This is a genomic window from Dongia sp. agr-C8 (assembly GCF_054658695.1).
This window is the reverse complement of the sequence record NZ_BAAGHZ010000004.1, coordinates 224,549-250,126: the sequence shown is the minus strand read 5'-3', so window position 1 is coordinate 250,126 and position 25,578 is coordinate 224,549. Positions and strand designations below refer to the sequence as shown.

27 protein-coding genes and 1 pseudogene are annotated in these 25,578 nt (G+C 65.3%); 11 read left to right on the top strand and 17 right to left on the bottom strand.

Annotated features, from left to right (window positions below; all coding sequences use genetic code 11):
• Positions 1-81: 81 nt before the first annotated feature.
• Positions 82-1,584, bottom strand: coding sequence for an MDR family MFS transporter (locus ACYQ4T_RS21460; RefSeq protein ID WP_459858614.1), 1,503 nt, complete (start codon positions 1,582-1,584; stop codon positions 82-84).
• A gap of 321 nt (positions 1,585-1,905) precedes the next feature.
• Here ACYQ4T_RS21460 and ACYQ4T_RS21455 point away from each other — a divergent pair, with 321 nt between their 5' ends.
• The 3 genes from ACYQ4T_RS21455 (at position 1,906) to ACYQ4T_RS21445 (ending at position 4,489) form a co-directional block, all read left to right on the top strand.
• The gene (locus ACYQ4T_RS21455; RefSeq protein WP_459858613.1) at positions 1,906-3,411 is read left to right on the top strand and encodes a sensor histidine kinase; all 1,506 of its coding nucleotides are present in this window, start codon (positions 1,906-1,908) and stop codon (positions 3,409-3,411) included.
• Positions 3,408-3,881, top strand: a complete 474-nt coding sequence (locus ACYQ4T_RS21450) for a PAS domain-containing protein (RefSeq protein WP_459858611.1) — start codon at positions 3,408-3,410, stop codon at positions 3,879-3,881. The genes ACYQ4T_RS21455 and ACYQ4T_RS21450 overlap by 4 nt, the downstream gene beginning before the upstream one ends.
• Positions 3,882-3,958: 77 nt before the next feature.
• Entirely contained in the window at positions 3,959-4,489 is a 531-nt protein-coding gene (locus ACYQ4T_RS21445) for a low affinity iron permease family protein (protein WP_459858609.1), read from the top strand.
• A 15-nt stretch (positions 4,490-4,504) separates the two neighbouring features.
• Here ACYQ4T_RS21445 and ACYQ4T_RS21440 read toward each other — a convergent pair whose 3' ends face one another.
• Positions 4,505-4,708, bottom strand: a complete 204-nt coding sequence (locus ACYQ4T_RS21440; protein WP_395020757.1) for a hypothetical protein — start codon at positions 4,706-4,708, stop codon at positions 4,505-4,507.
• Between the two features lie 199 nt (positions 4,709-4,907).
• The gene (locus ACYQ4T_RS21435; protein WP_459858607.1) at positions 4,908-6,155 is read right to left on the bottom strand and encodes a hypothetical protein; all 1,248 of its coding nucleotides are present in this window, start codon (positions 6,153-6,155) and stop codon (positions 4,908-4,910) included.
• A gap of 144 nt (positions 6,156-6,299) precedes the next feature.
• On the opposite strand from ACYQ4T_RS21435, the gene ACYQ4T_RS21430 reads away from it, so the two are divergent.
• Together ACYQ4T_RS21430 and ACYQ4T_RS21425 are read left to right on the top strand one after the other, a co-directional pair.
• Positions 6,300-7,193 (top strand): glycerophosphodiester phosphodiesterase, encoded by an 894-nt coding sequence (locus ACYQ4T_RS21430; RefSeq protein WP_459858605.1) that lies wholly within the window; start codon positions 6,300-6,302, stop codon positions 7,191-7,193.
• A 147-nt stretch (positions 7,194-7,340) separates the two neighbouring features.
• Positions 7,341-7,823 (top strand): anthrone oxygenase family protein, encoded by a 483-nt coding sequence (locus ACYQ4T_RS21425; RefSeq protein ID WP_459858604.1) that lies wholly within the window; start codon positions 7,341-7,343, stop codon positions 7,821-7,823.
• Between the two features lie 4 nt (positions 7,824-7,827).
• Here ACYQ4T_RS21425 and ACYQ4T_RS21420 read toward each other — a convergent pair whose 3' ends face one another.
• The 4 genes from ACYQ4T_RS21420 to ACYQ4T_RS21405 form a co-directional block, all read right to left on the bottom strand.
• On the bottom strand, positions 7,828-9,006 hold the full coding sequence (locus ACYQ4T_RS21420) for a PAS domain-containing sensor histidine kinase (protein ID WP_459858603.1): 1,179 nt from the start codon (positions 9,004-9,006) through the stop codon (positions 7,828-7,830).
• 192 nt (positions 9,007-9,198) lie between these two features.
• Positions 9,199-10,614: a hypothetical protein gene (locus ACYQ4T_RS21415; RefSeq protein WP_459858601.1), complete on the bottom strand. Its 1,416-nt coding sequence runs from the start codon at positions 10,612-10,614 to the stop codon at positions 9,199-9,201.
• A 71-nt stretch (positions 10,615-10,685) separates the two neighbouring features.
• Entirely contained in the window at positions 10,686-10,985 is a 300-nt protein-coding gene (locus ACYQ4T_RS21410) for a putative quinol monooxygenase (RefSeq protein ID WP_459858600.1), read from the bottom strand.
• Between the two features lie 6 nt (positions 10,986-10,991).
• The gene (locus tag ACYQ4T_RS21405; protein ID WP_459858599.1) at positions 10,992-11,168 is read right to left on the bottom strand and encodes a hypothetical protein; all 177 of its coding nucleotides are present in this window, start codon (positions 11,166-11,168) and stop codon (positions 10,992-10,994) included.
• An 86-nt stretch (positions 11,169-11,254) separates the two neighbouring features.
• Here ACYQ4T_RS21405 and ACYQ4T_RS21400 point away from each other — a divergent pair, with 86 nt between their 5' ends.
• The 6 genes and pseudogenes from ACYQ4T_RS21400 (at position 11,255) to ACYQ4T_RS21375 (ending at position 16,381) form a co-directional block, all read left to right on the top strand.
• Positions 11,255-12,406: an AAA family ATPase gene (locus ACYQ4T_RS21400; protein WP_459858598.1), complete on the top strand. Its 1,152-nt coding sequence runs from the start codon at positions 11,255-11,257 to the stop codon at positions 12,404-12,406.
• Positions 12,407-12,424: 18 nt separating this feature from the next.
• Positions 12,425-13,336: pseudogene (gene ltnD / locus ACYQ4T_RS21395) on the top strand (L-threonate dehydrogenase); the annotation flags it as partial.
• 80 nt (positions 13,337-13,416) lie between these two features.
• Positions 13,417-13,938: a hypothetical protein gene (locus tag ACYQ4T_RS21390; protein ID WP_459858596.1), complete on the top strand. Its 522-nt coding sequence runs from the start codon at positions 13,417-13,419 to the stop codon at positions 13,936-13,938.
• Between the two features lie 248 nt (positions 13,939-14,186).
• Positions 14,187-15,386: a tyrosine-type recombinase/integrase gene (locus ACYQ4T_RS21385; protein WP_459858595.1), complete on the top strand. Its 1,200-nt coding sequence runs from the start codon at positions 14,187-14,189 to the stop codon at positions 15,384-15,386.
• Between the two features lie 320 nt (positions 15,387-15,706).
• Entirely contained in the window at positions 15,707-16,033 is a 327-nt protein-coding gene (locus ACYQ4T_RS21380) for a hypothetical protein (RefSeq protein WP_459858594.1), read from the top strand.
• A 126-nt stretch (positions 16,034-16,159) separates the two neighbouring features.
• Positions 16,160-16,381 (top strand): hypothetical protein, encoded by a 222-nt coding sequence (locus tag ACYQ4T_RS21375; protein WP_459858593.1) that lies wholly within the window; start codon positions 16,160-16,162, stop codon positions 16,379-16,381.
• A 95-nt stretch (positions 16,382-16,476) separates the two neighbouring features.
• On the opposite strand, the gene ACYQ4T_RS21370 is transcribed toward ACYQ4T_RS21375, so the two are convergent.
• Genes ACYQ4T_RS21370 through ACYQ4T_RS21325 form a run of 10 tightly spaced genes read right to left on the bottom strand, consistent with a single transcriptional unit; the run spans position 16,477 to position 25,575 of the window.
• Entirely contained in the window at positions 16,477-18,990 is a 2,514-nt protein-coding gene (locus ACYQ4T_RS21370) for a hypothetical protein (RefSeq protein ID WP_459858592.1), read from the bottom strand.
• The gene (locus tag ACYQ4T_RS21365) at positions 18,991-21,039 is read right to left on the bottom strand and encodes a hypothetical protein (protein WP_459858591.1); all 2,049 of its coding nucleotides are present in this window, start codon (positions 21,037-21,039) and stop codon (positions 18,991-18,993) included.
• Positions 21,036-23,114 carry a hypothetical protein gene (locus ACYQ4T_RS21360; protein ID WP_459858590.1) on the bottom strand — a complete coding sequence of 693 codons (2,079 nt, stop codon included), beginning with the start codon at positions 23,112-23,114 and terminating at the stop codon, positions 21,036-21,038. Before ACYQ4T_RS21360 ends, ACYQ4T_RS21365 begins: the two co-directional genes overlap by 4 nt.
• The gene (locus ACYQ4T_RS21355) at positions 23,101-23,301 is read right to left on the bottom strand and encodes a hypothetical protein (RefSeq protein ID WP_459858589.1); all 201 of its coding nucleotides are present in this window, start codon (positions 23,299-23,301) and stop codon (positions 23,101-23,103) included. Before ACYQ4T_RS21355 ends, ACYQ4T_RS21360 begins: the two co-directional genes overlap by 14 nt.
• Positions 23,301-23,480 (bottom strand): hypothetical protein, encoded by a 180-nt coding sequence (locus tag ACYQ4T_RS21350; RefSeq protein WP_459858588.1) that lies wholly within the window; start codon positions 23,478-23,480, stop codon positions 23,301-23,303. Before ACYQ4T_RS21350 ends, ACYQ4T_RS21355 begins: the two co-directional genes overlap by 1 nt.
• A gap of 9 nt (positions 23,481-23,489) precedes the next feature.
• Entirely contained in the window at positions 23,490-23,681 is a 192-nt protein-coding gene (locus ACYQ4T_RS21345; RefSeq protein WP_459858587.1) for a hypothetical protein, read from the bottom strand.
• A 7-nt stretch (positions 23,682-23,688) separates the two neighbouring features.
• Positions 23,689-24,270: a hypothetical protein gene (locus tag ACYQ4T_RS21340; RefSeq protein WP_459858586.1), complete on the bottom strand. Its 582-nt coding sequence runs from the start codon at positions 24,268-24,270 to the stop codon at positions 23,689-23,691.
• Positions 24,267-24,473: a hypothetical protein gene (locus tag ACYQ4T_RS21335; protein WP_459858584.1), complete on the bottom strand. Its 207-nt coding sequence runs from the start codon at positions 24,471-24,473 to the stop codon at positions 24,267-24,269. Before ACYQ4T_RS21335 ends, ACYQ4T_RS21340 begins: the two co-directional genes overlap by 4 nt.
• Entirely contained in the window at positions 24,470-24,916 is a 447-nt protein-coding gene (locus ACYQ4T_RS21330) for a hypothetical protein (RefSeq protein ID WP_459858583.1), read from the bottom strand. The genes ACYQ4T_RS21335 and ACYQ4T_RS21330 overlap by 4 nt, the downstream gene beginning before the upstream one ends.
• An 11-nt stretch (positions 24,917-24,927) precedes the next feature.
• Positions 24,928-25,575, bottom strand: coding sequence for a hypothetical protein (locus ACYQ4T_RS21325; protein ID WP_459858581.1), 648 nt, complete (start codon positions 25,573-25,575; stop codon positions 24,928-24,930).
• Positions 25,576-25,578: the final 3 nt, after the last annotated feature.

Genomic DNA, 25,578 nt, shown 5'->3' with positions numbered 1-25,578 from the left:
GTCTCGGTTGGTCCCTGACGGTGGCTGTGTATAGCACGCCCGAGGTTCCTGGGGAGGCCTAAGGGGAGACCCGGGGCGTTCCTACTCCGCGGGCGTCTCGTGGCCGGCATTCTGGCGCAGCGGCACTTCCTTCATGAACAGGAAGCCGATCGCCGAAAGCACCGCCACCGCGCCCGCCGCCGCGAAGAAGGCCGAGAAGGCATGGCCAAGATAGGGCTGCACGGCATTGAGGACCGGCCCGGGTCGCAGGATGTCATTGAGGTCCGCGCCGCGCTCGATATCGATATGCGAGGCCAGGACGCTGAAGATGATCGCGCCGAGGAAGGCGACACCGGCCGCACCGCCCAGCGAGCGGAAGAAGGTGTGGTTGGCCGTGGCGATGCCGAGATTGCCGCCATGCGCCGCGTTCTGGGTCGCCACCATCATCGCCGGGAATGCGGTGCCCAGGCCGATGCCGGTCACGGTCAGCACGATGACGATCTCGACATTGGTCCGTGCTGCCGAACCATAGGCGAGATAGAACAACCCGATCGCCGCGGCGGCAACGCCGATGAGCGGCGGCAGCTTGTAACGGCCGGTGAAGCGCATGTATTGCCCGGTGATCAGCGCCCCGCCGACCACGCCAACCATCAGCGCGATCAGCACCAGGCCTGAATCATAGGCGTTCATGCCGCGCACGAACTCGAGATAGAGCGGCACGTAGACCGTGGCGCCGACATTGATCACCATGATGGTGAAGCCGAGCATCGAGGTCATGCGAATGACTGGATTGGCGAACAGGCTCAAAGGCAGGACCGGTTCCCGCGCCGTGCTCTGCTGGCGCAGGAACAGCGCATAGAGCACGGCCGAAAACAGCACCAGCCCAAGAATCGGCGCGGAGAGCCAGCCAAAGCGATGCCCGCCCCAGGTCAGTGCCAGCAGCAAGCTGACCGTCGCCGTGGCCATCAAGGCGGAGCCGAGATAGTCGATGTGATGCGAAACACCCTTCGCCGGCAGATGCGCCAGCGCACGGCGCGCAATCCAGATCGCCAAAAGCCCGATCGGCAGGTTGATCCAGAAGATCATGGTCCAACTGATGTACTCGGCGAAGAAGCCGCCGAGCACCGGTCCCATGATCCCGGCGATCGCGAACATGCTGGCGAAATAGCCCTGGTAGCGCCCCCGCTCCCGCGGCGAGACCACGTCGGCCACGATGGTGTTGGCGAGCGACAGCAGCGCGCCGCCGCCCGCCCCCTGGATCGCGCGGGCACAGATCAGCAGGAACATGCTGGGCGCGAGCGCGCAGGCGACCGATCCCACCAGGAAGACCGCGACGCTGATGATCATCACGCTGCGCCGGCCGTAGAGGTCGCTGAGCTTGCCCAGAATGGGCGTCGTGGCGGTGGCGGAGAGCAGATAGGCGGTCACCACCCAGGAGACCGAGTCGAAGCCGTGGAGATCGCGGGCAATGGTTGGCAACGCCGGGGCGACGATGGTCTGGTCCAGGGCCGCCAGGAACATGGTGAGCAGCACGCCGAGCAGGATCTGGCGGACCTCGCGCGGGGCCATGCCGGCGGGGCGCGGATAGAAATTGGTGGCGTTCAAGGGGTTACCCGGGATTCTGGCGCCGCGCGACGGCTTTTGAAACCGTCGGGTTCTTATTTAAGCCAAGCCGTCCAGCGCCGTATGCGGAATCCCTGCATGGATGTCGTGCGCCGCCGCGATGGCTTCCTGGCCCGTTTCACGCTCCTAAGCCGCTGATTTGCACTATTAAAACAACAGTAGGCGTTAAGTCCCACTTAAGGTCTGTGCCATAGCCTGGAGGGCGCGGCCGTCCCGGGTGGATCAGTTGCGGTCGCAAGGGGTGTTAGATTTGACCATCGCTCGGCATCGTCGCGCTCGCCCCCGCCCTTCAGGCGGGATGACATGAGTCCCGATATCCTGGTCTTTTCCTTCGGTGCGATCAGCACCGGCTCGATCGGGCTCGTCTTCGGATTCAAGTGGTTCCTGGACGGAAGGCGCTTCTTCGATCTCGCCTGGACCGGCGCGATGCTGTCCTACGCGCTGGGCATCGGCTGCGTCACGCTCCGGATCGCGACCGGCGCGGCCGGGGCCGGTTATGCAGCCACCCTGCTGTTCTGGACCTTCGTTGCGCTCATGATCATGGGCAACCTCGCCTTCGCCGGTCGCAAGGTGCCGTGGCGCGCGATCTCGGTCAGCGCGGCCGTCATCATCGCCATCAGTATCGGGATCCGGCTGCAGGACGCGGAATGGGGCTTAGCCTTCATCGGCACGGTTACGGCGGCGCTCTATTTCTGGACCGGCTGGTTGCTTCGGCGCCTGCCGATGATCGGCGCCTTCGCCTTCGGAATCTTCGCATTGCGGGGCGCCATGGCGCTGGTGCGATGGATGTTCGTCGGCACGCCGTTCCTGATGCACTACTCGATTGCCTCATTCACGCTCAACTTCGTGGTCGGCGCCGTGCTGCTGGCCGGATCGCTGTGCCATTCGCGGGAACTGCTGATGGCCTCGAAGCGAAAGCTTCGCCGCAGCAACGAGGCGCTGATTGCGCATGAAGCGGAACTCGAGGAAACCAACCGCCTGCTCGAGGAGCAGGCGGTGCGGCTGGAGCGCCTGGGCAGCGACTATGCGGCAGCGCTGCAGCGCGCCGAGCAGGCCAATCGCGCCAAGGACAGCTTCATCTCCAATATGAACCACGAGTTCCGCACCCCGCTCAACGCCGTGCTCGGCTTCACCGAGCTGATCCAGGCCGAGGCCGCGGCCCACAGCTACAACAAGGTCACGGAATATTCCGGCTATGCCCATGATGCCGGCCGCATGATGCTGCGGAATGTCGACCGCATCCTCACTTTCGTCGCACTGGATTCCGGACAGCGTTCGATCCAGAACCAGAGCTTCCAGCCGCGCGAGTCCATCAGCCACGTGATCGACACGCTCAAGGACGCCGCCGCGCGCCGCGGCGTCGAGCTGACTTCGGAATGCTGTCAGGCGCCGGACGCCTGGTCCGGCGACGAAAAGGCGTTTCGCGCGATCGCCGACGAATTGCTGCGGAACGCCATCAAGGCCGCGCCGAACGGGACTTCTGTCTCAGTGCATCTCACCGGCGACGACCGCGAGCTGATGCTACGCATCGTGGATTGCGGCCCCGGCCTGTCCGACAAGTTCCTGCGCACGGTCGGCGATCTCTTCAACATCAGCGAGAACGTGCTGTCGCGCGGCGGCGCCAAGCAAGGCGTGGGCCTGGGGCTTTCGATCGCCGCCCGCTATGCACGGCTCCTGGGCGGCACGCTGTCCCTGGAGCGCAACCATCCGACCGGGACCATCGCCCGCGTGCTCTTCTCGGCGGCGCCGCAGCCTGTCACCGCGGCGGCAACCGTCGAGAGTTCGGCCGTGGCTAAGCAGACCGCATGAGATTCGATCCGAGGCGCTATGCCGGGCCCGGCGAGGTGCGATCGGCGCGGATCCAGCGCATCTACGACTACTGGCGCAGCAAGGCGGTCGGCGGACGGATCCCGCAGCGCGCCGCCATCGACCCGGTCGACCTGGCCGACGTCCTCTCCTGCCTGATCATCGTCGAGGTGGTCGAAGACCGTTTCCGCTACCGCCTGGTCGGCACCGAAGTCGTGGCCAATGCCGGCGGAGACTTCACCGGCACCTTCCTCGACGCCCAGAACTTCGCCAACCGCGATTTCTATCTCGGCTGTTATCGGGATGTCCGGGCGCGAGCCGAGCCCATTTTCGGGCTCGACCATTGGGCCTATGCCGACGGCCGGAGCGGGGTTGCCGAGTTCGCGATGCTGCCGCTGGCTGTGGGCGACGATTCAGTCGGCCAGATCCTGACCGTGGAAGACACCAAGGAAGGCGAGGCTCTGGACTTTTAGAGACACGAAACTCCGGCCCGACCTGGGGGTTATCTGCCTGCGGCAACCCGAGCCCGCATGAACCTGACAGGCGTGCCGTGAGCAATCGAAAGCAACAATCGTCCAAGAACCATCGCCAGTCCCTGTTTACCTGCTTCGCCAATCATACCGCGAGGGCCGCGGGACATCCGTTTACCTTCGTGGCGGCGGTCCTGATCATCGTCGGCTGGGCCGTCAGTGGGCCGGTCTTCGGCTTCAGCGATACCTGGCAGCTGATCATCAACACCAGCACGACCATCGTCACGTTCCTGATGGTGTTCCTGATTCAGAACACGCAGAACCGGGACTCAACCGCGATGCATTTGAAGCTGGATGAGATCATCTTCGCGCTCGATGGCGCTCACAACACGCTGATGAACCTGGAGGACCTCGAGGACAAGGATCTCCAGAGGATTCAGCAACGCTACAAGGCGCTGGCCGAGAAGGCCCAGGACGCGCTGGAAGATGAAGATATGGAGGCTGCCGCCGAGCATATCGACCAGCTCGCAGCGGTCAGGCACGAAGCGCCCAAGCAAAGCGGCTCGGCCCGCACCAAGAAGCGGGCCGAGCGCAACCGGAAACGCAGCTAGAGTAAGCCCTGGGGTTTACTCGCCGACTTCGGGGACGGTGTTCGCCTTGGCGTAGTAGGAGTGGTGATAGTGGAAGGTGCTGCCATCCTGGTAGGGCTGGTAGTAGCCGCGGCCGAAGGCGTTGTAGTAGTCGCCGCTGGAATAGAGGCCCTTGCTGTTCTCGCAGGCGGCGAGGCCAGCCAGAAGCGACAGACCGACAACGATCTTCAAAGTCTTCATTGGTAATCCCCTGTGTTTCACAAAATGCCCTGATCGAATCCGGCTGGTCGCCACAGCTTGACGCCATGAGGGGCCCAACCCGGCGCGATGCCGACCGTTCCTCTATACATCATCGCTTTGGGACTGTGAACTTCGGCGGTGTGGAATCCCAGGGAAAAATCGCAGGGTCAGGCGGTAATCGCTTGTTTTCCCTGCATCTTCATGGAACTGGCCCGCTTCCGACCGGCGCCCCTGTGAAGGGATTCCAGCCCCGGGCCGCCAGCGCCGCCCAGGCGGTCGCGCCGAGATGCGGCAGCCGGAAGTAATAGAAGTCGTCGGTCGTGCTGCTGGGGGACAGGGCTAGCCCGGTGGTGATCCGCGCGGCGTCGGTGGCCCAAAGCAGGCCGCCGGGGCTGAAACGCCGGGCCAGGGCCTTCAGCAGCCGGTCGGCCTGTTGCTCCCGGCCCAGCACCCGGTAAACCAGGGCGGCTTGGGCGGTGCCTTCCCACCAGACCCCGTCGCGGTCGTCGTTGAAGTCGAAGCCCGGCCGGGCGGCGTGGTTCTGTTCGGCGTAAGCGAGGGCACCTAGCCATTCCGGCGGCGCGTCCGCCAGCAGCAGCGGCCAGAGCTCGGCATCCAGCCCGCTGTTCGCGCGGTTGATGCTGACCCCGTCCGGCAGGGTGCCGACCCAGAACCGGCCGAGCGCGGGGTCCCAGAGCGCGGCGACGAAATCCCGCGCATGTTGGGCCCTCCCTTCCCAGCCGGCTTCGGGCTGCAGGCGCGCCAGCCAGCCGAATACCGCCGCGAGATCGACATTATGCTCGGTCGATTTCCAGCCGAGCGGCTGGGCCTGGTCGTCGTAACCGTAGAGACCGCCGGTGTAGCCCCCCGGTGCGCGATCATCGGCGCTGGCTTCGGCCGCCCAGCGCGCGATGCGCGCCGCGCCATCGGTGTAATCGGAATCCCCTGTCGCATCCGCCAGGGTCAGCAAGGCCATCGCAGCCCAGGCAAGATTGCCGGTGGCGGAGCCGACCTGATAGGGATCCTCATCCCAGTGCTGCGCGTCCGCGTTCCACCAGCCCATCGGCGGCACCGGCGTCTCGTGCACGGCCCCCGGGCGATAGGCATTGCGCAACCGCCCCGCCGCACCGCCACGATCAGCTTCCGAAGCCGCCAGCAGGGCGTCGCCGATTCGTCGCGCGGCATCGAGTTGGCCGCAGGCCCTGAGCGCGATCGCCGCCAGAGCGTTGTCATAGGTGAAGGCGGCGTTGAGCGCGGGTACCGGATTGGGCCCATCGCCCGACCCGGCGTCATAGCTGCGCAGGAACAAGGGATCGTCGCCGGCGACGGCCGCGACCCGCGATGCCAGTGCGGAACAGGCACGGCCTGCGACATCCTCGGCGGGATCGGCTTTCGCCCCGCACGGCATCAGGCTTGCGAGCAGGCACAGCAACGGGAGCCATCGCATCCATCCTGCTTAGCGCGGCCGGGCCGCCGCCGCCAGCCCGACTTGCCGGTCATCGACCCGGCGCGGCCGATCGCGCCGACACATCTCCGTCATGCCCCGCGTGCTAACGAAAGCCCCTGAGGAAATGGAAGAGTTGGAAACGAAATGCATGACATCGGCGCCGCCCTGCTCCACGCCGACACCAGCCTTGCCGGCTCGTTCGAAACCCCTCTCGCCGGCATCGCCATCACGGGCAAGGAGCATGTCACACGGCTGAAATGGCACCGGCTGCAACGAAGCCTGGGCGACCGGCCCTTCACCGCGCGCCGCTTGCTGGAAGGCCTCGCCGCCGGCGCCTCGCTCGAGGTGGACCTGCGCCTGCACGCCGATCACAGCTTCGTCTGCCTGCATGACGCAACCTTGGACCGCGAGACCAGCGGCAGCGGTCCGGTTGCCGCCGCCTCGCTCGACCAGCTCCGCCGCATCACTCTGCGCGGTAACGAGGGAAGCACTGGCGAAGGCTTGATCCTGCTGGAGGACCTGGCCGAGCTGGCGCGCGGCATCGCGGCGCCGGATGCGCTGATCCAGCTCGACCTCAAGGAGATCGACGCCGCGCTCGACGGCCAGACCATCGAGAACTTCCGCCGCACGGTCTCCTGCATTGCCGGAAATTGCATCCTGAGCGGCTTCGACTGGAAGGCGATCTCGCGCCTGGCCGACGCGGTTCCGGCGATGCGTCGCGGCTTCGATCCTTGCTGCGAGGACACGCTGGATTATCTGCGCGACGGCATCGACTGCCTCGACTTCGTCGAGAGCACGCTCGCGACCGCGCCGGAAGCAGAGATGATCTATCTCGATTACCGCCTCATCCTCGCGGCGGAGGCATTGGGGATCGATCTGGTGGCGCCCTTCAGGGCCGCCGGCAAGGCGGTGGATGCCTGGACCCTCAACACAGACCACCCGGGTGCGGCACGCAGCCTGAGGCGTCTGGTCGCCTTGAAGGTGGACCAGATAACGACCGACGAGCCGGACGCGCTGCAAGCTCTGTACGAAGGTTGATGCGACTGGGCCCCTCCCGTTGTCGGGAGGGGCTTCGTCGACGCACCGGCCTGTGCGTTAAGGGATCTGGCCGGCGCTGCAGCGTTTCTAGACCGCGACCCGAGGCTCGGCCATGATGTGGATCAAACTGCACATCGTGATTCGAGAATGGCGACACCCAGCTGGCTGTTCATCCTGACTCTGCTGGCCGCGCTCGGCAGCGGTATCATGGCGGGGCTGTTCTTCGCCTTTTCCACCTTCATCATGCAGGCCTTGGCCAAGCGGCCCGCACCGGTCGGCATCGCCGCGATGCAGTCGATCAACGAGACCATCCTCAAACCCATCTTCTTTCTGCTGTTCTTCGGCACCGCCCTGCTGAGCCTGATCCTGGCAATCATGGCGGCGATCGCCTGGAGCGATGCCGGATCAAGCTGGCGCCTCGCCGGCAGCCTGCTCTACCTCGCCGGCTCGATCGGCATCACGATGCGCTGGAACGTGCCGCTCAATAACGGACTCGCCAGGGTGACGCCCGAGAGCGCGGAAGGCGCGACCGTCTGGGCGCACTACCTCAGGGTATGGACATGGTGGAACCACCTCCGGACGATCGCCTGCATCGCGGCGACCGGCAGCTTCATCCTGGGAATGCCCTGAAGCTTCAGCCGAGTGTGCGATGGGCGGGGAATCGGGCAGTGACGGTCGTGCCCTGGCCGGGCGCCGAGACGATCTCCAACTTCCCTTCATGCAAGGTCAGCAGCGCATTGGTCAGTGGCAGGCCGAGGCCGGTACCCTCATAACGGCGGTCCCATGAATCCTCGAGCTGGTCGAACGGGCTCAAGGCGCGCGGGATGTCCTCCGGCGCCATGCCGATGCCGGTATCGGCGACGCTGATTTCCAGGCCGCCGTCGGGCGCCTGGCGCGCCGCGATCTCGATGCGGCCGCCGCGCGGCGTGAACTTCGCCGCGTTGGAGAGGAAGTTGAGGATGATCTGGCGCACCGCCCGCTCGTCGGCGAACAGTAGCGGCAGCCGCGGCACGCTCTTGTTCTCGAGCGTGATGCCGTTGCGGACCACGATATCGTGCATCAGCCGCACCACGTCGGAGACCGCGAGCTGCATGTCGCATTCGGTCTCGCGCAGCTTGTACTTTCCGGAATCGATCTTGGTGAGATCGAGGATGTCGTTGATCAGCTGCAGCAGATGGCCGCCGCTGCGATGGATGTCCTCGGCATAGGCGCGGTAGCGCGTCTGCTCGATGCTGCCGAACAGCTCGTCCTTGATGATTTCCGAGAAGCCGATGATGGCATTGAGCGGCGTCCTGAGCTCATGGCTCATGTTGGCCAGGAACTGCGATTTCGCGTGGTTGGCGTTCTCCGCCTCTACTTTGGCCTGCCAGAGTTCGAGCTCCATGCGCTTGCGGTGGGTGATGTCGGTGATGACGCCGACGATGAAACGACCGGCGCCGGACAGCTCGAAGATCGACTTCCGCGTCACAATCCAGAACTCGGCACCGCCGGCATTGGCGATCGCTTCCTCGTTCTCGTGCGGCAGGCCGTCTGCGAAGATCTTGGTATCGACGTCGCGGAAGACCCGGGCGTGTTCGGCGGAGACTACGTCGAAATCCGTATGGCCCAGCAGCTCCGCTTCGCTGCGCCCCATGAACTGGCAGAAGGCCGGGTTGACGAAGACGAAGCGGAAGTCCTCGTCTTTGACGAAAACCGGATTCTGGATCCCGCCGACGATCTTCAGAAGGAAGTCCTGACGGGTGGAGAGCCGAGAGGCCGGCTCCCGGCTGCCTGCCTCGCTCCAATCGTCTTTTCTGGTCGCCTGTAGCTTCATCTTCTCTCGTGGCCGCCGATGCTCGCTTGCCACCCGTCGCGAAATGCCGACTCTCCGGGCGGCGGCTGGGCGCGTCACAGGAGATACGCCAATCACTCTAAAATGCTCCTAAGGACTTTCCCCATTGGCAGGAATTATTGTTGGAACGTTGCCGCGGGTGTGTGCCCCTTGGCATCGTCTCAAATGCCCGCCTTATTCAGCATGGATTTCAAGAAAGGTCACCGATGCCGGCGGCAGATGCAAGGCACCCGCCGAGACCGTTTCGGCGGTCAGCGGCGGCAGCGTCCCGTCGGATGCAATCTGCAGCAAGGACCCATTCAGGAAGAAGGATCGGGCCTGCAGCTCCTTGGCGGTGAGCGTGTAGCGCAGGCAGGGCACCGGCAACCTCAGCACCTGCTCCTTCTCGCGCTCGGTGTTGAGGGCCAGAACGGCCTTGCCGCTCGGCCGATCACGCAGGCTGTGGACGTAGAGGCGACGTTCCGGCGCCGGCGCGCCGCCGTCGAAAACGGTCTCGCCCATCAGGCGGCGCCAGAGCAGCGCGCACCAGTAGTTCGGCCGCGGCGTCAGCGTCGCCTCGTCGATCATCCCGTAGTCGCTGGCGGCCAGCGTGTTGTGCATTACGACCTGCACGCCGCCGCGCGCCAAGCGCCCGAGCTGGTCGAGATAGCGAAAGGAGTCGAGGAAGGTCGAGGCCCAGGGGTTGCCGCCGCAGACCGTGTCGGCGGTCTCGGTGAGCCAGATCGGCTTGCCCGGCAGGAAACGATCGCGTAGCTGTCGGTAGACCTCGAACGCCTGCCCGGTGCGGCCGAGCCAGTCCTCTCCGAGGGCGTCCTGCGCCCGGGTCTGCGGCCACCAGCCGTCGTTGCTGCAGCGTCGCGAGGCGGCGCCGTAGTGGTGATAGGAAAGCACGTCGTGGTCCGCGGCAGCCAGTTCCAGAATCCGGCGCGCCGCTAGCCCCGGCTCGTTCGGGTCGTCGATCTTGTCGCCGAGCGCGCACGGGCCGAGGATGAGCGTCTCCGGCGAAGCTTTGCGTACCGCGTCGCGGAAGACGGCATGATCGCGCGCGAATGCGGCCGCATCATAGCCCCGCGGTGCGCCCGCCCCTGCGCTCGGCTCGTTCATGAACTCGATGCCGGCGATCCGGCCGCCGGCATTGCGGGTGGCGGCGAACAGCCGGCGGAGCTGATCCGGTTGCCAGCGGCCGGCCGCGTCCCGGGTCCCCGCGCTGATCGCGGCCGAGGTCGTGATCTCGGCATCGACCGCGCGGGCAAAATCGATCACGCCCTGCCATTGCTGGTGGCTGAGGACGCCGACGAATCCGTCGGGCGGCTGGGACGGCACGGGGTCGGAATCGCAGAACCACGTGCTGTTGGCCCAGGTGCCGCTGACCCGCATATAGGCGGGCCCCAGCGCCGCCGCGAGCCGGCGGAGCTTCGGATTTTCGAGATCGACCGACGGCCGCTCGTGATAGAGCCCGCCGCCCGCGGCGAAGACCGCGTAGGGCGACCAGAAGCGGCCGCCGGTCACCTCGACCATCTCGACATTGTAGGACTGGAAGCGCGGGTCGATCCTGGCGACCGGCCGCAGCTCGGAAGGTTTCAACTGCATGACCAGAGCCTAGAACCGCAACACCGGACCGGAATAGTGAACTTCCTGTGGCGGCCGGCCAGTGGCGCCCGTCAGGCCGGCTCGAGCACGTGGACCGCGCGCTTGGCGATCATCCCGCCGGCGGCTTCGCCGAAGGCCTTCATATGCGGCGCCACGCTGTGGGCCTTCAGGGTCGCGAGGCTCTCCCACTTCTCGACCACGACATAGGTGTCGGGACCAAAGGCCGGATCGGCATTCTCCACGTCGACGGCGACGCCATATTCGATGCAGCCCTGCTCCTCGCGCACCGTCGGGATGACGGCTTGGAACAGCTCCAGCAGCTGCGTGCGCTTGCCGGGATGGGCGGTGATGATGGCGATGACGTGAACCATGGAGGCTTACTTCTTTCCACTCGACTTCGGTTGCTGGGCCTTGTCGCCGGATTCCCGGATCGGCTCGCCGGGTCCGACGCCCGGCGAGATCGGGTCGCTCGCCGGGAAGGTCTCCTCGAGCGCCTCATCGACCAGGGCTTCGGGATCGATCGGCTCTGCCTTCTTGTCTTTTTCCTTGGACATTCGCTCGGTCTCCTCCGATGTGACTTGCCACGAGACAACGCGCGCTGACACAAATGGTGGCCGAAGGTTGGGGGTAGAGTTCCGGGATGATCCACCAGATTGCGGTTTCCGGCTATCGCTCGCTGCGCGACCTGACGGTTGCGCTGGGTGGCCTCACCATCATCACCGGTCCGAACGGCAGCGGCAAGTCGAGTTTCTACCGCGCGCTGCGACTGATGAACGACATCGCCCATGGCGGCATCATCCGCTCGCTGGCGGCCGAAGGCGGATTGCCCTCGACGCTCTGGGCCGGCCCGGAATCCTTCGCCCGCTCGGTGAAGCAAGGCCAGCACCCGGTCGAAGGCACGCGGCGCAAGACTCCGGTCGCGCTGAAGCTCGGCTTCGCCGGCGACGATTACAGCTATGCCATCGAGCTCGGCTTGCCGATCGGCGGCTTCTTCGCCCTGGACCCCGAAATCAAGCTGGAGACGCTGTGGATCGGTGCGCAGCCGGGACGCAACAACGTCCTGGCCGAACGCCACGGCCCCTCGGTGCGCATTCGTGAAAAGGCCGGGGCCTGGGCCCAGGCGGAGACCGGTCTCGCCACTTACGATTCGATCATGACCCACTGCGCCGACCCACGCGAAGCGCAGGAGCTACTGGTGGTACGCGAGCGGATGCGCGCCTGGCGCTTCTACGATCACCTGCGAACGGACGTCGAGGCGCCCGCACGCCGCCCGCAGATCGGCACGCGGACACCGGCTCTGGCCGGCGACGGCAGCGATCTCGCGGCGGCGATCCAGACCATCCGCGAAGTCGGCGACGGCGATGCACTCGATGCGGCGATCGAACATGCCTTTCCCGGGCATTCGATTGAGGTCGTCGTCAGCGGGACCTATTTCGAGATCGAGATGCGTCAGCCTGGGCTGCTGCGCCCGCTGAAGGCGACCGAGCTTTCCGAGGGCACGCTGCGGTTCCTGCTGCTCGCGGCCGCGCTGTTCTCACCCCGCCCGCCGGGCCTCATGGTGCTGAACGAGCCCGAGAACAGCCTGCATGTCGACTTGATCCCGGCGCTGGCCCGGGCGATCGGCGAAGCAGCTTCGCGCTCGCAGATCATCCTGGTCACGCATTCCGAGGCGCTGATCGGCAACCTCCTGGCCGATTTCGACTGCCGCGAAGTGCGCCTCCGGAAAGAGCTCGGCGAGACGCTGGCCGAGCAGACCGAGGCCCCGGAGCGCTGGGTCTGGCCGAAGCGTTGAGCACATCATCACAATGAAGGATACGAAATGAGCAAGACGAAAGCGGCGGTGATCGGGCTCGGCTCGATGGGTTTTGGCATGGCCGTGTCGCTGGCGCGCAAGGGCTTCGACGTCGCCGGCGCCGATGTCAGCGCCGAGGCGGTGCAGCGCTTCGCAACTCATGGCCGCGGCGCCAAGAGCCCGGCGGAAGCCGCGACCGACGCCGCCATCCTGGTCGTCGTCGTGGTCAACGCGGCGCAGACGCGGGCGGTGCTGTTCGGACCGGACGGCGCCGCGAAAGCCTTGCCCCAGGGCGCCGTCATCGTCTCCTGCGCCACGATGAGCCCCAAGGACGCCGAAGGTCTGGCCGCCGAAACGGAGGCGCAAGGCCTGCGCTATCTCGATGCGCCGATCAGCGGCGGATCGCAGCGCGCCGCCGAGGGTGCCTTGACCATCCTCGCCTCCGGCAGCGACGCCGCCTTCGCCCAGGCACAGCCGGCCCTGGATGCCATGGCGGCGAAGCTTTATCGCCTGGGTGACAAGCCGGGCATCGGCGCCGCCTTCAAGATGGTGAACCAGCTCTTGGCCGGCGTGCACATCGCCGCGGCCTGCGAGGCCGTCACCTTCGCCCAGCGCCTCGGCCTCGACATCGGCAAGGTCTACGAGGTGATCACGGCGGCAGCCGGCAATTCCTGGATGTTCGAGAATCGCGTGCCGCATATCCTGGAAGGCGACTACACGCCGAGGAGCGCCGTGGACATCTTCACCAAGGATCTCGGCATCGTGCTGGACATGTCGCGCGACAACAAATTCCCGACCCCGATCGCCGGCCAGGCCTTTCAGATGTTCATGATGACCGCCGCGGCCGGCATGGGGCGCGACGACGATGCCTCGGTCGCCCGGCTCTATGCCGAGATCGCCGGGCTTGAGCTGCCGCAAAAGCAGAAATGACCGACAGGATTGGTATCGACTTGCCCCGGCTCGGTTGTGGCAAGATGGGCTGAGCAGCTGGAAGCGGAATGGGGCCCGGAATGAAAGATGCGGATAAGGATCGATTGGCGTCGCTGGTCCGGCGGATGCAGGCGGCCGACCAGATGGACCAGCGGCTGAAGGAGGAGAAGGAAGCCGCCGAAGCCCGGGAGCGGCAGCGCCGGGAGGACATGGTCACGAACTGGCAGAACGCCTTCCAGGTGGTCAAGAACGTCGTCAACGAGTTGAACCCGGCACTCTCGCCACGTGGCCTCACGCTGGCCGTCGAGGGCAGCGGGAATATCAGCGGCGCGGTCGGCCGGATGACGATCATCGTGGCCACGGGGACCCCGATCGTGCACAAGTCGATGGCGCTCAACCTGGCGCAGACCGGAACCGTGCAGCTGGTCTACAGCGGCGTCGTCGGGCGCCCCGCCGGCGCCTCCTTCGAGCTGGACAAGTTCGACCACGACTCCTTCACCGACCTGATCCTCAAATTCGTGGAAGCGATCATCGCCGAGCGCGAGCAGGCGCAGTTGAAGCGGCAAGCGGAGATGGCCGAGGCCGAGAAGCCCGTGGGGTGAAGCCTGACGCCGGCAACCCGATCGCGAGGAGGGAAGTGGTGCCCGGGGGCGGAGTTGAACCACCGACACCATGATTTTCAGGAGCAGTGGCCGAGTCATACTGTGATCGGCGAGATTCGATTTCACCGCGCTAACGAGCGAGAACGCACACACGACAATCATTTTAGGTGATGCTCTCTTGTATGAACTTATACCTTGTTTGATTGTTCGCGCTTGCTATATTCGATCCAGTAAGCGCAGGGGCCGAGATGCCGAGGTCTCATCAGACCATCAACAAGACGTTGGTCGACCGGGAGAAACCCGGCGAGCTAGACCGCTTCATCTGGGATGAGGACACGCCCGGTTTCGGTCTGAAGATCACCCCCGCCGGCCGCAAGGTCTACGTCTTCCAATATCGCATGCAGAGCGGCCGGGCCGCCCCTAGCCGCCGCTACACCATCGGGAAGCACGGAGAGCCCTGGACGCCCAGCACAGCCCGTATGCGGGCTGAGAAGCTGGCGCAGGACGTAGCCAAGGGCATCGACCCGATGGCGCAGAAGGAACTCCAGCGCAAGAACACCGTGGCCGCCCTGATTGCCGGGTATGCCGACCACCTCGAAACCAAGGACAAGAAGTCGGCCGAACTGGTCCGCCGTGCCCTGGATAGGCACGTCGGGAAAGCTTGGTCCAAACGAGCCGCCGACACCATCACCCATGGCGAGGCCCAGGAGTTGGTCGACACCATCGGCGTTAACTTCCCCGTCCAGGCAAACCGGATCGCGACCTATCTCAAGGCGATGTTCAAATGGGCACGGCGCCGGGGCAAGGTGACGAACAACCCGGCCGAGGACCTGGAGAAGCCCGGGACCGAAGAAAGCCGGGACCGGTCCCCCACCCTCGATGAGCTTAAGGAGATTTGGCAGGCGGCCGACCCGGAAGGGTTCCCGTTCGGCCCCTTCATCAAGCTTCTGATCCTCACCGGCCAGCGTAGGAACGAGGTCGCCGGGATGGGCTGGTCGGAGATTGACGGCAGCACATGGACCATCCCCAAGGAGCGGGCCAAGAACGGCCTTGAGCACATCGTGCACCTGACACCCCTCGCCCTGCGGGTGCTTGCCGAATGCCCGCAAATCCAGGGCCAGGACCTGGTTTTCAGCACCACCGGGGAGACGCCGATATCGGGGTTTGGCAAGCCAAAGGAACGCATCGACAAGCGCATCCAGGAGGCCAGAGAGAAGGCCAAGCGGGATGTGATGCCGGATTGGATCTTGCACGACTTCCGCCGCAGCCTCGCCACCGGCTTGAATGAGTTGGGCGTCGCCGAGCATGTGGCCGACCGCATCCTCAACCACGCCAGCCGGACCAAGGGCGGGGTGAAACGCATCTACAACAAGTTTCAGTACGCCGAGGAGCGCGCCGACGCCCTGAGGCTCTGGAGCAAGACCCTGGAGCGGAAGCTGTCAGGGTAACGACCGAGCCGCCCGGCAGGCGGCATAGCGGGGCCGACCAGTGTTTGCACCACCGGCCGACCCCTGACCACCAGCATGAGGAGTGACCACATGCCGAAGGCTACCGCAAAGGTGCGGCGTCGCGCCGCATCCCGCAAGTCCCCGCTACCGCCTCGGATGCCAGTCCACCCGGACGGCAAGCCCCGGGTCTGGTTCAGGCTCGGCCGGCCGGCGCGGTGGAAGAAGCCGTGTCTACTGTGGATCACGTCGATGACGAAGGCCGAGTCCGACGCTCTGCCCGATCTCAGGAAGCCCGCGGCGGTCAAGCGCGGGGGCCGAAAATGAGCCGCCGGAGAAAGGCCGAGCGGGTCGTCCCGGTTTACGACATGCCCGGCAACTCGGAATCTCTAACCGTCCTGGAGAAGCTGGACACCGAGGCCCTTGAGGCCCTGGCCGAGATCGTCGTTGCAATCCTGGACGCCCGGCAAGGAGACCCCGACCGCGAGGAGGACGACCACGCGGAAGATGATGACCCAGGCGAGGACAACGGAGATCGAGAGGACGATAGCGAGGAGGAGGAAGACGACGACCCAATGGAATGCGACACCGCAAACCAAGGCTTCAACCGCGCCGCAGAGCCGACGCCGCTTTTCCAGACCGGCCGCTAAGCGCCCTCGCCCCGGGCCGCGTGATTCTGCCCGGGGCGATTTGTTCCAATGCCCCGCGCATGCTATGGTGCGGGGTGTTGAGTGCCCGTCTGATGACGGCCACAGGCCCTTAGAAGGAGCTACGCCATGTCCAACGAATTTCCCGCCCGCATTCTAGCCGATCTCCGCGCCGAACGCGCCTGCACGGCTCTGGCCCTCGAACAGATGACCGCCGAACCGCGCTTGCTCTCTACAGGCAACGGAGGCTGTAGCGACACCACCGACGAATGCATTCGCCGGGCGCGCGACACGATCCCCCAGCTTGACCGACTCATCGAAGCCTACCGTAAGGCTTACGAGTTCGCCTGATAGAACCACCCCGCCCGGGCGGCTAACGCATCACCCGGGCGGGTCGGTGTCCGGCCGTGTCTGCTCCCAGGGGCCTACCCCGGGCGCGGCCGGCCCTACTGCACCGCCGAGGTCGGCGGCAACCAATAGCTCTGACGAGTCCGCAGCAGCCACGGCTCCTTCGCCTGGTTCTTCTGGCGCTTTTCGAGGCGCTTCAAGTAGCCGGGATTCAACGCTTCCTGAATTGGAAACACGAGCAAGTGATCCAGCAGCGTCCGCGTCAGCCAGATATTTTGACCTGGGATGTTCTGCTTCACGATCTTGAATGCATCGGCCCAGCCGTCTTGACCACCGCGTAGCGCCGACACCAGATCCGCTCCGGCCGATAACTGGCCGAAGGTCGGACCGAGCAGGGAGTCGCCGGCACTCGCACCGTAGCGCGACCAGCTCCCGAAGATGAAGTCACCGTAAATCGAGAGCCCGCCGCCGGCCACGATCGCGCGGGCGATAACCTGCGGGTCGCGCGGGTCTGCCGGCGTCTTGCCATACAGCACGTCACGGAGCGACATCGAGACATAGCCCAAGATGGTGCTGGCGATCATCAACTCGGAGATGCCGGCGAGCCGATCCATACCGGACCCGCCGCCGTAGATCTCGCGGCCCCAGGTCTTTTCCAGCATTGCCGCCGGGAACGCTTTGAATTGGAACAGGAGACGCAGCGCATTGCCCCCAGCAGTGCCGGGACGTGACGCGCCGAGCAGGGTCTGGCGGACCCGCGAACCCGCCTCAAGAACAGCGTAGATTCCGCGGTCGTGAATGTATGTCAGCACCTTCTGCCGCAGTTCTGCCTTGGCATTCTCGACGCCTCTGCTGCCGGCATAGATCGCCAGCTTCTGCGGGTCGATGCGGTCAACTATCGAAGGGTCGAAGAAATCGCGCTTGCCGATCTCCTTCCACTCCGCCGAGCGCAACAGGTCCCATTCGCTGTTTCCGATGCCGACGCCTTCCAGCACCACGCGGAGACCCCGAGGCATTTCCGCGAACGTCTTGCCCTTCAGTCGCCCAATGTGGCGGGCCATGATCATCTGAGCGCCGAGCCGCTGGTTATCGGTCATCGGAGTCAGGCCCGTGTACTTGAAAAAGGCGTTATCAATGGTCGTTCCGAGGCCCGGCCGATCCATGCCGACTTCGTACCTGGACACGAGGTTGTGGATCTCGCCATCCACCCCCGCCCGCAGCAGGTCCGCCGCTTCGCGCTGTTCCGTCACCATCCCGGCCCGGCCGAGATAGTCAGTCAGCAGGCCGCGATACCGATCGAGGAACGGCACACCCTGATACCGCAGCTCCGAGAGCTTCGACGCCAGATCGTTGATTGCCGAGAGCGGCGCCGATCCGAGCTTGGCCCACCGCTGCCACCGCATCCAGGCCGAGACCCGCGCCGCCGAAACGGCATTGGCGGGTATGTCGGCCGAGCCGTCGACGATTGCCAGCAGGTTGCGGAGCTTCGGTTCTGCCTTCGTCAGCGCCTGCCGCTTCCGCTCGTTGAGGATGGTTTCCTGCTTCCAATGCGCCAAATCGGACTCGAACGCGTTGAGCGGGTTGGTCCCGAATTTCTGCATCAAGGCGCTGATCTTTGCCGACCGTTTCAGGTTCGACAGGACGGCCGCCGTCGTGGAACCTGCGCCGTACTTCGCATTGTACGCCGCCCAGTCTTCGGCGGACTTCCAGACGATGGTCCGCGACGACGACGCCCGCCGGCCCTGGTTAGCTCCGGCGATGAACGGCTTCACTTCGTCGGGATCGATGCCCGAAAGATGCTGGCCTGCGGTGAACTCCGCCCACATGGTCGGCAGCGCCTTCAATGCGCCATCACGCCCGCCGAATGTCTTGTCCAGGTCCGCGTGATCGAGCACGAACTGAGACCAGGCCGCCCGCGCTTCCGGTTCCGCCGGCATCCGGCCCGACAGTAGGTCCCACCGCCCCAGCCCCCGGATCTTGTCGGGATCGTGCATGGTGCGACTGACGCGGCCATAGAGCGGCTTAACCCATGCGCCCGAGCGGTTCATGGTCGCCATCGCCGCCGACTGGTACTTGTCCAAGATCGCCGCCAGCGAGGCCGCGCGCTTATTGCCGGTAATGCCGGGTTTCCCATCGGTCTTGTTTAGCTCTGCCAGCTCGCGGGCAATGTCGCGATCATCCATCCCGGATGCCGCGTACTTGTGAAGCCCGGCCCGCTTCGCATCGATGTGAAACCCGCCGAGCCAATCCGCCGTCAAGGCGCGCTCGACCGCTTCGACCGAATCCCGTGAACCGCCGAACGGCGTATTCACGCCGACCAACGCCGCTTCCATCCCGAGCGCCGGGTCTGGCGCCGCCGCCTGGACACCGCGCCGCGCGATCCGTTTCTGTGCGTTCTGGTATGCGTTACGCTTCAGGATCTCTTCGGCTTCTTCCAAGGAGCGGCCGTACTCTTCCGCGACCTTGAGAACATAGTCGGTCTGCGACATGCTCTGACGAGCCCGCCGGTTCTTCCGCTTCAGGATCTCATCCAAAATGTCGGCCAAATCGTCTTCGGTCAGCTTTCCGCCGGCCGCGCCCTGGATTTCCCGGATGCAAGCTTCATACGCCATCTAGACACCTTCTCGAATCATGCACCCGGCCAGCGACAGCGCGGCCTGACGTTTCGCGGCCAGCGTCTCGATTTCGGCATTCATCGCCCGCAGCTCCGCCGGATCGAGATCGGCACCACCGGACACCGCTTTGAAATGGGCTTCAGCATTCACTCTCGCGGCCCTTGCCTGTTCCACCGCCTCTTCAATCGGCAAGGCGTCCTTGGCGTCCTGGGCGGCGCCCCGCGAGGCTTCCAGCCCCATGGCGTCCAGACTCCCCGGCGCATCGCCCCGCAGATCCGCCCGGATGGTCTCGCCCACCGCCGGCATCCGTTCCCGCGCTAGATCCTCCTGGAGCGCCATCCTCTCGTCCATCAGCGGCGCTATTTCGGAAAGCGGTGCATTGCCTTCCACCATGGCCGCAATCCGCCGCTCGACATCCGCGACCCGTTGCGCCGTCGTCGCGAAGGTCCCGCCCTCGATTGCCGTCCGCTCCAGCACCTGGTCCAGCGCATCCGAGGCCGACAGCCCCCGGCCCAGCATCAGGTCGAGAGCGGCCGACTTTTCCACGTCCGAGACCCTGACGCCGGTTTCCTCTGCGACGCGGCCTAGTTCTTCGTTAGCGAGATCGCGCGCATGACCAGCATCGACCCCCGCCTCGACGTTCGCCAATTCGCTGTAGATTTTCCGCCCCGAGGCTTCTCGGAGCAGGTCGACCACTTGCGCTTCGGTCGGGCGCGGCGAGGTTCTGGGGTCACCAAAATAGCCCCCTTCCCAAAGCATTTCGCCGATTTCATCGATCGTGTTTCCCTTCTCACGGAGCAGCGCCCCGTATCTCGGATTCTGCCGCTGGCCGACCGCGTTCCGCAGATCGTGGCCTTCGGTGTCGCGGATGCCGCCCTTGGACTGGACGAAAGCGATCACGTCCTGTGCCTTTGCCTCAGATGCAGGCGCTTTGCCTGCCCGGATCTCTTCGGCCGTTGGCGCCGTCGTGCCTTGCGATGTAACGCTGTTGCCGACCCGCCGGTACTTCTGCCCGGACTCTTGCGCGATCGAGAGCGCATCTTCGCGCCCCACATAGCGGCCTGTTGACGTGACAAAGCCGGAATCACGGTTCGCCAACCCGAGCGCATCTTCCGAGATGCCGGCGGCAATCGCCGCGTCAAAGGCGTCCGCGTGCGTCTGTCCGGTGAATACCCGATCACCGACCTTGAGCGCCGCCGCCTTCAGGGTCTCGGGTGGCGTCACGGTACCGAGGATTTCAGCCGTGCGGACTGGCGTCCCAGTCACCAGCGCCGCCGCCGCCTGGTTCATGGCCGCGTCCCGGATCTCGATAGGAGCCGAGCGCCACCGCTTCAGGAGGTCGCCAGCCTCGCCGCCGAGGAAATGCAGACCAGAGCCACCAGCGACACCGAACGCGAAATTGAGCGCGGAGTCCTCGAAGCCGTAATCGGCCTGCTGGCGGACCGCCTGCCCGTAGACCAGAGGCTCAGTGACCAGAGTACCGGCCGCGCCTTCCGCCGCGCCTCGAATCAGGCGCATACCGCGATAACCGATCCGAGCGCCAAGCTGCGCCCAGCGTGCCTCTTGCAGCACCGGCACGAAGTTGGACCCGAAGCCCAGCGGGTCCGCGTTACCGCCCGCAAGACCGGCCAGGAAACGAGCAGTTGCCGGAACGGCCCCAGGAGAAGAGCGCGCCAGGATGTCCGCCTGCCGCAGCTCCTCCTGCTTCCATGCATTCAGCAGCTTGGCTTCTTCTTCCCGCACCGGCACCGACCAGGACAGGGCGCCGGAGATTCCATATCGCTTGTTCGCGTCCGCCGGATCGAGCAGCGCGCTTTCCGGGCCGACCGAGCGACGCTCGCCGGGAATCGGCATGAAGTAGCTGAAGCCGAAGATCGGAGTTCCGCCGGCCGCCTGCTGCTGGTCCAGGCTTCGGAAGGTGCTGCCGAGCGGGCCGAAGTCGCGTTGGTTCTGGAACGCGGTCCCCAGCGCCCAGCCCGAAGTCAGGGCCTCGTAATCGCGCCAGGAGTCAGCGGGACCGAGGAGAGCGGAGCCGGGAAGGTTCACAGCCCTCTCCGCATCGCATCATCGAATTTCACTTCATACCGACCGACCGTCACCTTATCCCGCGAGGTGCGGGTGATCACCTGGACCCAGCGGCCTTCCGGTGTCGCCAATACGGCACCGTCGCCGGTCTCGTTGGTAAACCACTCCAAGCCGCCTTCGACCGCCGCGCGCTTCAGCGCATCTATCCCGTTGATGCCGGGCGGGGCCTGGATTTCGATTCCGGCCTTGCCGTCGACCAGATCGGTCAGCGCAAGAGACAGACCGGATTTTACCGCGCCAAGATCGAGACCGGCCGGCACCCGAAGGTGCCCATCGATTTGCATACCCCCCATGAGGGTCCGCGTCACCGATTGCGCCGCGATAGTCTCATTCGCGGCACCGCGTCCCAAGGCATCGATTGCCATGTCCGTGAAGGCATCCTGATATAGCGCCACGGAATCCGGCGGCAGGGTCGAATAGAGCGGCGCCAGCTCGTCGGAAACGGCCGCCGCCACGTCCGAGCGCGTTATCTGCTTTGCCGCGAGGATCGAGTCATATTCGGCTACCGGCCGATAGATTGCCCTGGAGAACTGGTCCAGCAACACCGGATCATCGATCGCCGCCATAGCTGCAAAGCCCGAAGGCGCGCCCGCCGCCACCACCTGCCCGACAGCCTGCGGGCCGAGCGCGACGATGGCCTCGACCTGTTGTTTCATCGCTTCGGGGTTGCGGGCCGTCCGCAGCGAACCCGCGAACCCAGCGGCTTGCGCCTTCGTCAACGGCTTTGCTGCCCAAGGCGCAGCCCCTAGATCTATCTGCGCCTGGACCGTGGCATTGACTGCCGCACTCGTCGCCTTCGTCACCTGCTGCGGATCGACTCCCGGTGTAGACGCGAGGGAGTCTCGAAGCGCCCATGCCTGTTGCAACGTCGGAGAACCCATCACCGCCGCCGCCGGATCTTCCGCCAGTAGCTTGGCCTTCGCCTGTACCGCCGAACCGAAGCTTTGATAAGCCTGCACCTGTTCTGCCGAGTACGGTTGCCCCGGTTGCGGTGCCATCGCCTGGAGCCGGGCGTAATCGTCGGCAATGTTGGTGTCCGACATTTCCAGGCGGTACTGGCCTTCCTGCTGCATCGCCGAGAACTTGCGCGCCAGCGCCTCGCCACGCCGACCGGGGATCAGCGCCATGATCTCCTCCGGGCCGGAGACGAGCGGAACGCCTTTGTTATCGACCGGAACAACGCCTGTTTCAGCCAAGGCCGGCATCACCAGATCAAGGCGGCCGAGGAGATCGCCTTCCGCTTGGGCCTGCCGCATGTTCGACTCCATGCGGGCAATGGCTTCCTCTTGCCGGATCTTTGATTCCGCCGCCCCGCGCATGGCAAGGAGCTTGTCAGGGCCAACGGAGTTCCAGCGGCCGGCATCGATTTGAGCGAGCGCCGCCCGCGCGTTCTTCTGCACCATGCCACCGAGCGCCGCGCCTGCGAGGCCGGAATCAACATCGGCCAGGAGTTCCGCTTCTTCCTGCGGCGACCGCTTCAGCGCCCTGATGGATGCCACGACATTCTCGCGGACGAAATCAAGCTTTCCGGGATCGGTTACGAGGACCGCGCCGCCTTGGTCAATGATGTCCGCCGCTGTCTTCCGATCCAACATCACCCGCGACGTTGCCGAGTATTTCAGCGCATCGCCCTGCGTCAGCGCCCATAGGCGCGCCATTTGCTCTTCCGCGTACGGCCGCGCGGAGTCCGGGACCGATTTTAGAAACTCCGCCGACCGCTTGTTGAAATCCTCTTGAGCCGCGTCGACAAAACCCTCACCACCGGGCGCGGCCTGCTGCTGAAGCTCGACCATGCGGGCGTCATTTGCCGCCGTGAAATCCAGCACCAGCTTTGAGGTCGCTTGTAGGTCGCGCCTCTCCTGGCGCTCCTGTCCAAGCCTCTCCGCCCGAGCCACGTCCAGCATCGTCGATTGGGCCTGCTGCCCAAAGTTCTGCAAAGCGTTGCCGATGATCTCGCCCGGACTAATCCGCGCCGTGCCGGCCCCGATGTCGCCACGGGGCAGGACTTGCCGCTGCCAGATATCAATCGTTGTCATCTTCCGATTTCGCCTTCCTGGCCAGGACCTGGAGCCTAGATTCTTCGAGCAGGTATTCATCCTCACCGAAGACGCCCAGGCCTTCCGCTGAGATCCCGCGCTGCTTCAGATCTTCCTTCAGACGGGCCGCCATCGCCCGCGCCTTGGCCTCAACCTCGGCGTCGTTGTCGTTCGATGCCTTAACCATCAGAGCGGATCTCCGAGCGTCTTAAGCTGGACATGCAGCGCGGCTGCGCCTCGCTCAAGTGTCGGTATGTCCGACCAGGAACCGCCATTGCACGCGGCATCGCGGGCAGCGGCCAGCTTGGCCTCAGTCTCGGCGAGAAGCGTCCGGAGTTCAGCGCGCTTCGCTTCATGGTCAGTCATGTCCGCCTCCTAGATGAACGGGGTGGCGCGGTCGTCGAGGATCGCCTGTTCGAACTGGCGGAGCGCGACCAGGATCTCGCTCTTTTTGAGGCCCACTGCATCATTGACCGCGAGCTCGATCGCCTTCCCGGTGGTGCTGGTGTCCTTCGTCACGGAGAGCGCCTGCTCACCGCGGTTCAGGCCGAAAAATCTGGTTGCCATTTTGTGCTTACCTTTCCGTTTGAACGAATGATTCAGCAGGGGGGTAGACGCTCTGGAGCGCCCCAGTCCACGGCGAGCCGTTGACGCTGGTCTGCCCCGGCAGGCGCCAGTTGCTGAAGCCGAAGACTCCGCTTCCGGCCAGCATGTCCTGAACCATCCGAGGGAAAGACCGCACCGCCTCTGTGACGGCCTGCGGCAGCGGGTAGCCGCCGCCCTGATACTCGGCATGGAGTGCGGCCAGGTCTCGCAGCTCCTGGACCGCAGCCAGGATGTGGGAGTCAATAGACCGCACCTTCGCCACAGCATCATCACCGAAACGCATTTCCCGAACGCGCCGGGCTTCAGCCGAACGCTGCCGGGCGGCAACCGCTTCCTTCTCTTCCTCTCGGAGTAGCGCCTTGTGCGCCAGCCGCGCCTGCTCCAGCGCAGCGGAGACACTCGCCCGGCGCTCGTTCAGGCCCGCCATGGTGGATGGCCCGTTCACAACACCGGACTCGGCTTGAAGCGCGAACAGCCCTCGCTCCGCTTCCACGCCCGCGAGATCGGCTTCCAGCGCGGCGATCCGGGCCGCGAGATCGTGTGAGTTCATTGGTTAAGGCTCCTCGTTCCGGTCAGTTCGCGAGTAACGCCACCGGGGCCGCTCAGCATCGTCGAGCCGAGGCCGCCCATGCCGAGCAATGCCCGCCGCTTGGCCTCTCGCTCCGCGTCTAGCGCGTCCGCTGCGGTATCCCGCGTGGGAATCGGCTCGACTTTCTGTTTCGGGGCCGAGAAGGCATCGCCGATGAAACTCATGCTGCACCCCCGCCGATCTCAGGAGCAGGAGCCGGCGCGGGCGAAGCCTCGCTCGCATCAACTCCAAGCATTGTCGCGGCACCCTCGGAAAGCTCCCGCCATTGCCGAAGTGCATCAGGATCGCCGGCCTTGTACTTTTTTTGGAACTCGGGGCTGTTGATCAGACCTTCGACCGCCTGCTGGCGAGCTTGCCAAGCTTCCGACTGCCGGTTTACGTCCGGCGCCAGCGGCACGCCGTAGCGTTGCGCTTCCGCAGTCGCGATCTCGGCTTCCGCGATCTCGCGGCCGGTCGCATACCGGCTCACCAATTCATTGAAGGCGTCGATCGCCGCCGGGTCGCCTTCCGCGTATCGCCGCTGGAAGGTCTTTGAGGATCGCAACTGCGCCAGCCGGGTCTTAGCCGACAGGGCGCGGTCGATTACTGCATCACTTTGCCTGTTCATTTCCCTGCTCCTTACGCCGCCAGCAATGCGCGGCGCTTCTGCTCGGCCGTCAGCTCATCACGCGGCCGGCGGCGGTCCTGCATCATCACGTCGCTGAAATCGCCGCTGGGCGGCATGTATGGATTGCCGGCCAAGTCATCGCCGATCAGCGCGACGGCATCGCGGCTGTATGGCGACCCTGGAATCGCCCGCTCGCCAGGGGAGAGGCCACTCGCGGAGCCGGGATCGCCGATGCCGGTCATGTTGGCCTTCCCCTTGTGGCGGTCGGGCTGCCAGCCGCGTTGCTGGCCAGGGTCAAAGGGGCTGGGGTCTTCGCCGGTCACGGCGCCCCAGGCGACTTTGGCGGCCATGCCCAGCGGCCCGATAACAGCCGCCTTCGCCAATTCCTCCGCCGGGTTGGCGTCGGGGAAGTTCGGAACCGCGCCGGGGGTCTGCTGCCAGGTAGTACTGGTGCCGCCACCCGGGGAGCCGTCCGGGGTCGGCTTGCCGGACCGGGTGATCGTCGGACCACCAGGGCCGGTTTGATTCCATCCGGGCGCCGTGCCGAGGATGTCGGGATCGGTCAGCGCCTTCGTGCCGGCGCCTGAATCGCCCTTTTTGCTCCTGTTCCCACCCGTGGCGCCGATTTTATCGCCCCAGGACTTGCTCGGTGCAACCATGTC

What these genes read in the sequence shown, in the direction of transcription:
- ACYQ4T_RS21420 (WP_459858603.1), bottom strand. Translation starts at nt 9,006, where the DNA reads ATGAAGCTACAGGCGACCAGAAAAGACGATTGGAGCGAGGCAGGCAGC.
- ACYQ4T_RS21330 (WP_459858583.1), bottom strand. Translation starts at nt 24,916, where the DNA reads ATGAACAGGCAAAGTGATGCAGTAATCGACCGCGCCCTGTCGGCTAAG.
- ACYQ4T_RS21360 (WP_459858590.1), bottom strand. Translation starts at nt 23,114, where the DNA reads ATGACAACGATTGATATCTGGCAGCGGCAAGTCCTGCCCCGTGGCGAC.
- ACYQ4T_RS21415 (WP_459858601.1), bottom strand. Translation starts at nt 10,614, where the DNA reads ATGCAGTTGAAACCTTCCGAGCTGCGGCCGGTCGCCAGGATCGACCCG.
- ACYQ4T_RS21370 (WP_459858592.1), bottom strand. Translation starts at nt 18,990, where the DNA reads ATGGCGTATGAAGCTTGCATCCGGGAAATCCAGGGCGCGGCCGGCGGA.
- ACYQ4T_RS21435 (WP_459858607.1), bottom strand. Translation starts at nt 6,155, where the DNA reads ATGCGATGGCTCCCGTTGCTGTGCCTGCTCGCAAGCCTGATGCCGTGC.
- ACYQ4T_RS21410 (WP_459858600.1), bottom strand. Translation starts at nt 10,985, where the DNA reads ATGGTTCACGTCATCGCCATCATCACCGCCCATCCCGGCAAGCGCACG.
- ACYQ4T_RS21380 (WP_459858594.1), top strand. Translation starts at nt 15,707, where the DNA reads ATGAGCCGCCGGAGAAAGGCCGAGCGGGTCGTCCCGGTTTACGACATG.
- ACYQ4T_RS21455 (WP_459858613.1), top strand. Translation starts at nt 1,906, where the DNA reads ATGAGTCCCGATATCCTGGTCTTTTCCTTCGGTGCGATCAGCACCGGC.
- ACYQ4T_RS21340 (WP_459858586.1), bottom strand. Translation starts at nt 24,270, where the DNA reads ATGAACTCACACGATCTCGCGGCCCGGATCGCCGCGCTGGAAGCCGAT.
- ACYQ4T_RS21385 (WP_459858595.1), top strand. Translation starts at nt 14,187, where the DNA reads ATGCCGAGGTCTCATCAGACCATCAACAAGACGTTGGTCGACCGGGAG.
- ACYQ4T_RS21440 (WP_395020757.1), bottom strand. Translation starts at nt 4,708, where the DNA reads ATGAAGACTTTGAAGATCGTTGTCGGTCTGTCGCTTCTGGCTGGCCTC.
- ACYQ4T_RS21390 (WP_459858596.1), top strand. Translation starts at nt 13,417, where the DNA reads ATGAAAGATGCGGATAAGGATCGATTGGCGTCGCTGGTCCGGCGGATG.
- ACYQ4T_RS21350 (WP_459858588.1), bottom strand. Translation starts at nt 23,480, where the DNA reads ATGACTGACCATGAAGCGAAGCGCGCTGAACTCCGGACGCTTCTCGCC.
- ACYQ4T_RS21450 (WP_459858611.1), top strand. Translation starts at nt 3,408, where the DNA reads ATGAGATTCGATCCGAGGCGCTATGCCGGGCCCGGCGAGGTGCGATCG.
- ACYQ4T_RS21430 (WP_459858605.1), top strand. Translation starts at nt 6,300, where the DNA reads ATGCATGACATCGGCGCCGCCCTGCTCCACGCCGACACCAGCCTTGCC.
- ACYQ4T_RS21335 (WP_459858584.1), bottom strand. Translation starts at nt 24,473, where the DNA reads ATGAGTTTCATCGGCGATGCCTTCTCGGCCCCGAAACAGAAAGTCGAG.
- ACYQ4T_RS21425 (WP_459858604.1), top strand. Translation starts at nt 7,341, where the DNA reads ATGGCGACACCCAGCTGGCTGTTCATCCTGACTCTGCTGGCCGCGCTC.
- ACYQ4T_RS21355 (WP_459858589.1), bottom strand. Translation starts at nt 23,301, where the DNA reads ATGGTTAAGGCATCGAACGACAACGACGCCGAGGTTGAGGCCAAGGCG.
- ACYQ4T_RS21345 (WP_459858587.1), bottom strand. Translation starts at nt 23,681, where the DNA reads ATGGCAACCAGATTTTTCGGCCTGAACCGCGGTGAGCAGGCGCTCTCC.
- ACYQ4T_RS21375 (WP_459858593.1), top strand. Translation starts at nt 16,160, where the DNA reads ATGTCCAACGAATTTCCCGCCCGCATTCTAGCCGATCTCCGCGCCGAA.
- ACYQ4T_RS21325 (WP_459858581.1), bottom strand. Translation starts at nt 25,575, where the DNA reads ATGGTTGCACCGAGCAAGTCCTGGGGCGATAAAATCGGCGCCACGGGT.
- ACYQ4T_RS21405 (WP_459858599.1), bottom strand. Translation starts at nt 11,168, where the DNA reads ATGTCCAAGGAAAAAGACAAGAAGGCAGAGCCGATCGATCCCGAAGCC.
- ACYQ4T_RS21400 (WP_459858598.1), top strand. Translation starts at nt 11,255, where the DNA reads ATGATCCACCAGATTGCGGTTTCCGGCTATCGCTCGCTGCGCGACCTG.